The following is a 7189-nucleotide window of genomic DNA, read 5'->3' on the forward strand; positions in this document are numbered from 1 at the left end:
TCGCGTTTTGCTCGAGCACCGTCGACAGCGACCGGCGCAGCTCGGTCATCAGTTCCGCGAAGCTCGTGCGCAGGTCGTCGTGTACATAGACCGCGAGCGACTGCGGACGCCGGCCGGCCGCCGTGAACGTGCTCAGGTCGCACGCGAGCTTCAGCCAGTCGCAGAACAGCGCCTCCGGATGCGTCGACACGTGCTGCTGTGCATGCCAGGTCAGCGCGAGATAGCGGTTCACGAGCTGCAGCAGCAGGAAATCCGCGACTTCCGACACGCCGCCGCGCCCGGGTTCCGACAGCCGTTCCGCGAGCGCTTCGCTGCGTTGCGTGAGCAGCCCGTGCAGCTCGCGCGCATGGGCCAGCAGCACGGCGTCGTGCTGCGCGACGAGGCGCGGCGGAATGTAGCCGTCATCGACGAGCAGCCGCGCATCGGTGCGCCGCTCGACGATCCGCGCGACGCCGAGCGCGTGCCAGTCGCCGGTCAGCTCGGCTGCGAGCATCAGCCGCACATTCAGGCGGCCCGTCTGCAGTAGCGCGGGGCCGAGAGCGACCGCGTTCGCGTCGGCCACTTCGTATTCGCGCACGATGTAGCGCGCGACATCGGCACTGCCATTCGCGCTGTTCGCGCTGTTCGCGCCGTTTGCGGCATTGCCGCCGCCCGCACCTGTACCTGCACCGAACGACACTTCCTCGCCGCCGCCGCGCCACAGCGGCAGCGCGAGCACGACGAGCTGGTCCTTCGCATTGGCCGGCACGTCGAGCGGTTCGGGGAGATCGTCCGGATGGGACAAGTCGAACGGCGTGCCGTCGCGCATCACGCCCGACGCGGTGCGGAGCGCGACCTTGCCGAGCGCCAGTTGCTCGCGATCGAGCTCCAGCGTGTCGAAGCCCCAGTAGAAGCCCTGCAGCGGCAGGCAGCGCAGCGCGACGTAGCGTTCCCAGTGCCGTTCGAGCTGCTGGAAATGCTGCGGCCGCAGGAACATCCCCTCGGTCCACACCACCCGCTGGCGGAGCGCCGCGACTGGCGTCGCGGACATCGTCGGTTCTGTCATGGGCGCCCCTTCGCATCGTTCAGCGCGATGCCGCCATTGCGGACGGCGATCGACAGCTTCATCTCGCCCGGCGACGTCTGCCAGAACTTGTAGAGATTGAGCTGCTTCGCGCGCGGCAGCGGCACCGTCAGCCGCCAGCGGTTCTTTTCGAGCATCCGGTATTCGGCGACCACGCCGATCGCACCGGCCTCGACGTTGCCGCGGTAGTGCAGCGTGCGCGATTCGCCCGGCCGCAGGATCACGCGGTCGGTGCCGAGCAGGTCCGCGCCGAGCACGTTCTCGGGCTTGTCCTGCAGCGAGAAGAAATCCGCGCTGTCGAACGACGCCGCCGCGCGGAGTTGGAACACCTTCAGCACGATCGGCGAAGGCTTGCGGTTCATGTCAGGGTTGACGTCGGGGGCAACGTCAACCGTGATCGCATACGGCACCGCCGCGGCGTGCTCCGTCGCGCCGCATCCCGGCAACAGCATCACGCATCCCCATACGATGAAACTGCTCGACCGCGATTGCATATTCCACCCTCGCCACCCAATAGGCACGCGCCGGTTTTCGACTGCGAAACCGGATGATCTGATTGAAAAATGGACAATTAATCGATCGGTAATTGTGTAACCAGCATATCCATCCATTGCAATTCGTGTCGGCAAATTATTCTTGTAAAAAGCCGGGTCGTATCATTCAGGGTTTTTGAAAGTTGATTTGGCGAGATGATGGACAATTGAATATAGATTGGTAAATTAATGGAAAAGGTTAATCCGACCGGTGCGCCTGGGTGGCCCGGTTCTATGGCGTGGACACCTGTCGGATGGCTCGGAGGCGCAAGCCGACCGGCCGCCGGGCAAGGGGCGCTCGCGACGCGGAGGGTGTGCCAGGCTATTCGTTTCGCACGAACGGACGGGCCGTTTTTTCGAGCATTGACGTGCGCTGACCAAACAACTGACGAATCCGAAAAACACAGCGAACTATAGGCCGTTTTTCCGGTTTCACAAGCACTGAAATTCGTAGTCGATTCGGCATTCAAGTGCAAATGGATTGGCCAAATGAAACAAAACGTAACAGCCGGTTCGATGCCGATGATTGGCACTAGAATCCAACAGCGCTTGTGTGCCACCTTCCAATTACGCCAATCTTTAATTTCAATAATGAAAGGTCGTTCATCGCTAGTTCTTTTCCTCGGCGCATTGTTGCTGGGGGCCGGCGGGTGCAGTACATCCCCGACACAGTCGGCTGCACGCGCGACGATCGATAGCGCGCGCGCCGCGTACGACAGCGGCGACTACGGGCGCACGATCGCGCTGCTGAGCCACGCGAAGGAGATCGACGGCGCCGACACCGACACGCAGGTGGCCGCGCACAAGCTCCTCGCGTTCAGCTATTGCGTGACGAACCGCATCACGCCGTGCCGCGCCGAGTTCTCGAAGATTCTCGACCTCAACCCGCGCTTCGACTTGTCCCCTGCCGAGAAGGGGCATCCGATCTGGGGGCCCGCGTTCGAATTCGCGCGCCGCAGGCATGCGTCGTCATCCTGAACGAACCGGCTTCCACGCGAGCGCTTCACCGAGCGACGTATGACATGCAACTGATCGTGATCGAACATGCCGGCGAGCCGGTCGAAAACGACTCCTACGACGCCGTCGTGTTTCATCCGCCGGGCGGCACCATCGGCCGGGCCAGCGACAACCATCTGGTGTTGCGCGACGACACGCGGCAGATCTCGCGGCTGCAGGCGCTGCTGCAGGTCGGCGACGACGCCTGCCTGCTGAAGAACCTGAGCAGCGTCTCGACGATCGAGGTGAACCGCGAGCCGGTCGGCTATGCGCAGGAGCGCCCGCTCAACACCGGCGACATCATCCGCATCGGGCCGTACGTGCTGCGCGCCGAACGTGACGATGGCGGCGATGGCGACGCGGCACCGGTCATCGACATGGCGCCCGATACCGGTAGGCCCGTCGATACGCCGGCGCAGCCGCGAGCTTCAGCGGCGCCCGCGCAAGCATCACCTTCGCGGATCGATACGAAAGGTGCCGGCAACCGGCTGTGGGGGCTGCTCCAGGATCGTCTCGCGCCGCGCGGCAAGGTGGCGGACGCCGGTACACGGCCTGGTGGCCCCGCGCGTGCGGACGCAGCCCAGCCGGCGAACCGTGCGGCACAGGCCATACCGCCCGCGCCGTCGCAGCGCGACCTGAACCAGTTGTCGATCGATCCGCTCGACCTGTTTGCGCAGTCGTCGGGCGATATCGGCGCAACGGGCACGGCGGCGCAAGTCGATCGGGGCAACGCGGATCGCGAAGCGTCGTCCACGACACAGGCCGACCATGCGCCCGAGTGGACGCAACACGTGCGCGTGCAGCCGGCCGCCGCGCGCACCGCCGATACGCAGCCGGCCGACGAACCCGCGCCGCATGCCACGCGCGCACCGACACCCGATGAACTGCTGAGCGCGTTCTTCGAGGGCGCCGGGCTCGATACGGCCGCCGAATCGCATCAGTGGTCGGCCGAACAGCTGTACATCGCGGGCCAGTTGCTGGCGCTGTTCGCGAACGGCACGGTCGAGCTGCTGTCGTCGCGCAGTATCCTGAAGCGCGAGGTGAAGGCGCACATGACGATGCTGCTCGACCGCGAGAACAACCCGCTGAAGCTGCTGCCGGACGGCGGCGCCGTGCTGCGGCAGATGTTCGGGCTGCCGCTGCCGGGTTTCATGTCGCCGCAAAGCGCGGTCAGCGATGCGTTCCAGGATCTGCATGCGCACCAGATCGGCATGGTCGCCGGCATGCGTGCCGCGTTGATGGACCTGCTGACGCGCTTTTCGCCGCAACGGCTGCGCGAGCGGGACGACGCGATGCGCTGGTACGAGAAGCGCGTGCCTGCGCTGTACAAGGCGAGGATGTGGGATCGCTACGCGGCGACCCATCGCGACACGGTGTTCGCGATCGAGGACGATTTCGCGTCGGTGTTCGGCAAGGCGTTCCTGGCGGCGTATGACGCGGAAGTGGAAAGCTATCGCGGCAGCGGCCGGCATTGAACGTCAAACGGCACGCCCGCGATCGGCCACGGGCGATGCGTGCCGGCGGTGGTGTCAGCTGTCCGCTTCATGCGAGGCGACCTTGTTTCGCCCCGTTTCCTTCGCGTGGTACAGCGCCTCGTCGGCCGCCTTGATCACCGACTCGACCTCCCCTTCCTGCCCGGGCGCCCAGCTTGCCACGCCGATGCTCGCGGTGACGCGCCCGAATTCGCTTTCCGCATGTTCGATCGCGAGCCCGTCGATGGCCGCCCGAATCCGCTCGGCGATCTCCGTCGCACCCGTGGCCGGCGTATCGGGGAGGATCACGACGAATTCCTCGCCGCCGTAGCGGGCCGCGGTGTCCGCGGGACGCCGGATGTTGTCGCCGATGCACCGCGCAACCGCGGCCAGCGCATCGTCGCCGGCCTGGTGGCCATACGTGTCGTTGTAGGCCTTGAAACGGTCGACGTCGACGAACAGCAGCGAAAACACCGAACGGGCCCGGCGTGCGCGGCGCCATTCGAGGTCCAGCACCTCCCCGAACGAGCGGCGATTGTTGAGCCCGGTGAGGCCGTCGGTACGCGCGAGCATCACCAGCTCGGATTCGGCCCGCATCCTGCGCCGCAGCTGGGTGCCCAGCAGGAAGGACAGCACGATGAACGCCGCGCCGAAGGTCGCCACCAGCGCGCCGATCGTGATCGCCCGGCGCTGCCATGCGGCATAGATGTCCTGCTCCGCCTCGGCGACCATGATGATCAGCGGCAGGTGCGGCAGCGTCTTGAAGTAGTACAGGCGGCGCACGTGGTCGATCGTCGAGGTGTCGAGGAACGAGCCTTCCGGCGCCGTCAGGAAATGACGAAACGTCGCCGCCTGGCTGATGTCGCGTCCGATGGTGTGCACGTCGTACGGCTGGCGCATAAACATGACGCCGTCGGTGCCGACCAGCGAAATCGCGCCGTGCGAGCCGAGCGCGAGGCCGGCGAACAGCGTGTGGAAATACTCGACATTGACGGCGATCAGCGCAATGCCGGCAAACGAGCCGTCCGGATTGGACACGCGGCGCGTCAGCGCCACGCTGAGCGAGCCGCCGCGCAGGCGGGATGCAAACGGATCGCTGATGTAAAGCCCGGCGTTCGGATTGTCGCGGTGAACCGTAAAGTATTTGCGGTCGCCGAAATTGCCCTGTCGGGGCACGTCGTTCGCCGAATCCAGGATGATGTTGCCGGCCGAATCCAGCACGAGCATCGAGCCGAGAAATTTCGCCGTCATCGCGTGATCGAACAGGACGCCGCGCCGCAACGCCGGCGACGCCGCCATGACGTCCGGCCGCTGCAGGCCCTGGATCACCGCTTCCAGCGACAGGCCGTACAGCTCGATATTGCGTTCGATGTCGCGCTCGGCGACGAGCGCCAGATTCCGCGACGTATTGCGTGCGCGATCGAGCGCGTCGTGACGGCTCTGAAACAACTGCAACACGCAGAGCCCCATCAGCGCGCACGCTATCAAGGTCCCTGCCAGCACAACGTAGTACGGCGCTGCCGACCGCGGATGCATCCGTTTCCTCTCAGGTTGGGCCGACGCTGACGCACCGGTTGTTATGGTTTGTTCTGAATAACCTATACCAAAAAGTGTGGCGCGCGGGTACGAGGTGCTGTCCGTACTTGCCAGATGGCTGACGACGTGAGCTGAGCGGTGTCGAGCGGATCATGTGCCGTTCAAGCAGGCATCGGGTGCCGGCATCGATGCACCAAGGGGTGTGGCGTTGCCGATGATGGAATTGAAACAATCCATCCGCAGTGGCACGCAGATTGAAATGCCGGGCAGGTTGCCGTGCGAATGCACGGCTGGCGGGAAAAGCTGGCGAGAGACCGGGCGTACCGCCCGGCCCGCGCCGACCGCGCGCGCCACGCCAACGGCGCCGCGCACGCGATCGATCGACGGCCGTCAGACGGCCATCACCGTCACCGACTTCGTGACGAGGTACGGCTCGAGCGCTTCCGGCCCGCCTTCGGACCCGTAGCCCGAGTCCTTCACGCCGCCGAACGGCATTTCCGGCCACGGCGTTGCCGGCTGGTTGATCCACAGCATCCCGACTTCGAGGCGCTGCGTGAGCAGGTGCACGTTCGCGAACGCGCGCGTGAACGCGTAGCCGGCGAGACCGAACGGCAGGCGGTTCGCTTCCGCGATCGCATCCTCGAGCTTGTCGAAGCCGCGGATCGCCGCGACCGGGCCGAACGGCTCGTTGTTGAACACGTCCGCTTCGAGCGGCACGTTCGCGATCACGGTCGGTGCGAAGAAGTTGCCGTCCGAGCCGATCCGCTCGCCGCCGGTTTCGATGCTCGCGCCGACCTTGCGCGCGTTGTCGACGACCGACGCCATCGCGGTGAGCCGGCGCGGGTTCGCGAGCGCGCCGAGCGTCGTGCCTTCCTCGAGGCCGTTGCCGACCTTCAGCCCTTCCGCATGCTTGACCAGCGCGCGCGTGAATTCGTCGCGGATGCTGTTGTGCACGAGAAAGCGCGTCGGCGAAATGCAGACCTGGCCCGCGTTGCGGAACTTCGCGCCGCCGGCGGCCTTCACTGCGAGCGCGACGTCGGCGTCCTCGGCGACGATCACCGGTGCGTGGCCGCCCAGTTCCATCGTCGCGCGCTTCATGTGCAGGCCCGCCATTGCGGCGAGCTGCTTGCCGACCGGCGTCGAACCCGTGAACGTGACCTTGCGGATCACCGGGTGCGGGATCAGGTACGACGAGATTTCCGCCGGATCGCCATACACGAGGCCGATCACGCCAGCCGGCACGCCCGCGTCGACGAAGGCGCGCAGCAGCGCGGCCGGCGATGCCGGGGTTTCTTCCGGTGCCTTCACGAGGAACGAGCAGCCGGTTGCCAGTGCGGCGCTCAGCTTGCGCACGACCTGGTTGACCGGGAAATTCCACGGCGTGAAGGCGGCGACCGGGCCGACCGGCTCTTTCACGACCGTCTGCTGCGCGGCGAGGTTGCGCGGCGGCACGATCCGGCCGTACACGCGGCGGCCTTCGTCCGCAAACCATTCGATGATGTCCGCCGCCGACAACACTTCGACGCGCGCTTCGGTGAGCGGCTTGCCTTGTTCCTGCGTCATCAGCTGCGCGATCGCGTCGGCGCGCT

6 protein-coding genes are annotated in these 7189 nt (G+C 66.0%); 2 read left to right on the forward strand and 4 right to left on the reverse strand.

Annotation, left to right across the window (positions count from 1 at the left end; genetic code table 11):
• Together tssK and tssJ are read right to left on the reverse strand one after the other, a co-directional pair.
• The coding region (gene tssK, locus JYJ84_RS24025; RefSeq protein ID WP_205189544.1) for a type VI secretion system baseplate subunit TssK at positions 1 to 1045 on the reverse strand (1045 nt) is incomplete at its 3' end.
• Positions 1042 to 1557 (reverse strand): type VI secretion system lipoprotein TssJ, encoded by a 516-nt coding sequence (gene tssJ / locus JYJ84_RS24030; protein WP_175222090.1) that lies wholly within the window; start codon positions 1555 to 1557, stop codon positions 1042 to 1044. The genes tssJ and tssK, both read right to left, overlap by 4 nt.
• Before the next feature lie 630 nt (positions 1558 to 2187).
• On the opposite strand from tssJ, the gene JYJ84_RS24035 reads away from it, so the two are divergent.
• Both JYJ84_RS24035 and tagH read left to right on the forward strand, forming a co-directional pair.
• Positions 2188 to 2574 carry a TssQ family T6SS-associated lipoprotein gene (locus JYJ84_RS24035; RefSeq protein WP_122947040.1) on the forward strand — a complete coding sequence of 129 codons (387 nt, stop codon included), beginning with the start codon at positions 2188 to 2190 and terminating at the stop codon, positions 2572 to 2574.
• Positions 2575 to 2618: 44 nt separating this feature from the next.
• Complete coding sequence (gene tagH / locus JYJ84_RS24040; RefSeq protein ID WP_175222089.1) at positions 2619 to 4067, forward strand: type VI secretion system-associated FHA domain protein TagH; 1449 nt, start codon at positions 2619 to 2621, stop codon at positions 4065 to 4067.
• A 54-nt stretch (positions 4068 to 4121) separates the two neighbouring features.
• Here the strand turns inward: tagH and JYJ84_RS24045 are convergent, their stop codons facing one another.
• The gene (locus tag JYJ84_RS24045) at positions 4122 to 5600 is read right to left on the reverse strand and encodes a diguanylate cyclase (RefSeq protein WP_175222088.1); all 1479 of its coding nucleotides are present in this window, start codon (positions 5598 to 5600) and stop codon (positions 4122 to 4124) included.
• Positions 5601 to 5990: 390 nt separating this feature from the next.
• Positions 5991 to 7189 (reverse strand): NAD-dependent succinate-semialdehyde dehydrogenase (locus JYJ84_RS24050; RefSeq protein ID WP_205189545.1); only part of this gene is annotated, 1199 nt, incomplete at its 5' end.

Source organism: Burkholderia sp. LMG 13014, assembly GCF_905232215.1.
Classification (GTDB): domain Bacteria; phylum Pseudomonadota; class Gammaproteobacteria; order Burkholderiales; family Burkholderiaceae; genus Burkholderia.

What these genes read in the sequence shown, in the direction of transcription:
- tssJ (WP_175222090.1), bottom strand. Translation starts at nt 1,557, where the DNA reads ATGCAATCGCGGTCGAGCAGTTTCATCGTATGGGGATGCGTGATGCTG.
- JYJ84_RS24035 (WP_122947040.1), top strand. Translation starts at nt 2,188, where the DNA reads ATGAAAGGTCGTTCATCGCTAGTTCTTTTCCTCGGCGCATTGTTGCTG.
- tagH (WP_175222089.1), top strand. Translation starts at nt 2,619, where the DNA reads ATGCAACTGATCGTGATCGAACATGCCGGCGAGCCGGTCGAAAACGAC.
- JYJ84_RS24045 (WP_175222088.1), bottom strand. Translation starts at nt 5,600, where the DNA reads ATGCATCCGCGGTCGGCAGCGCCGTACTACGTTGTGCTGGCAGGGACC.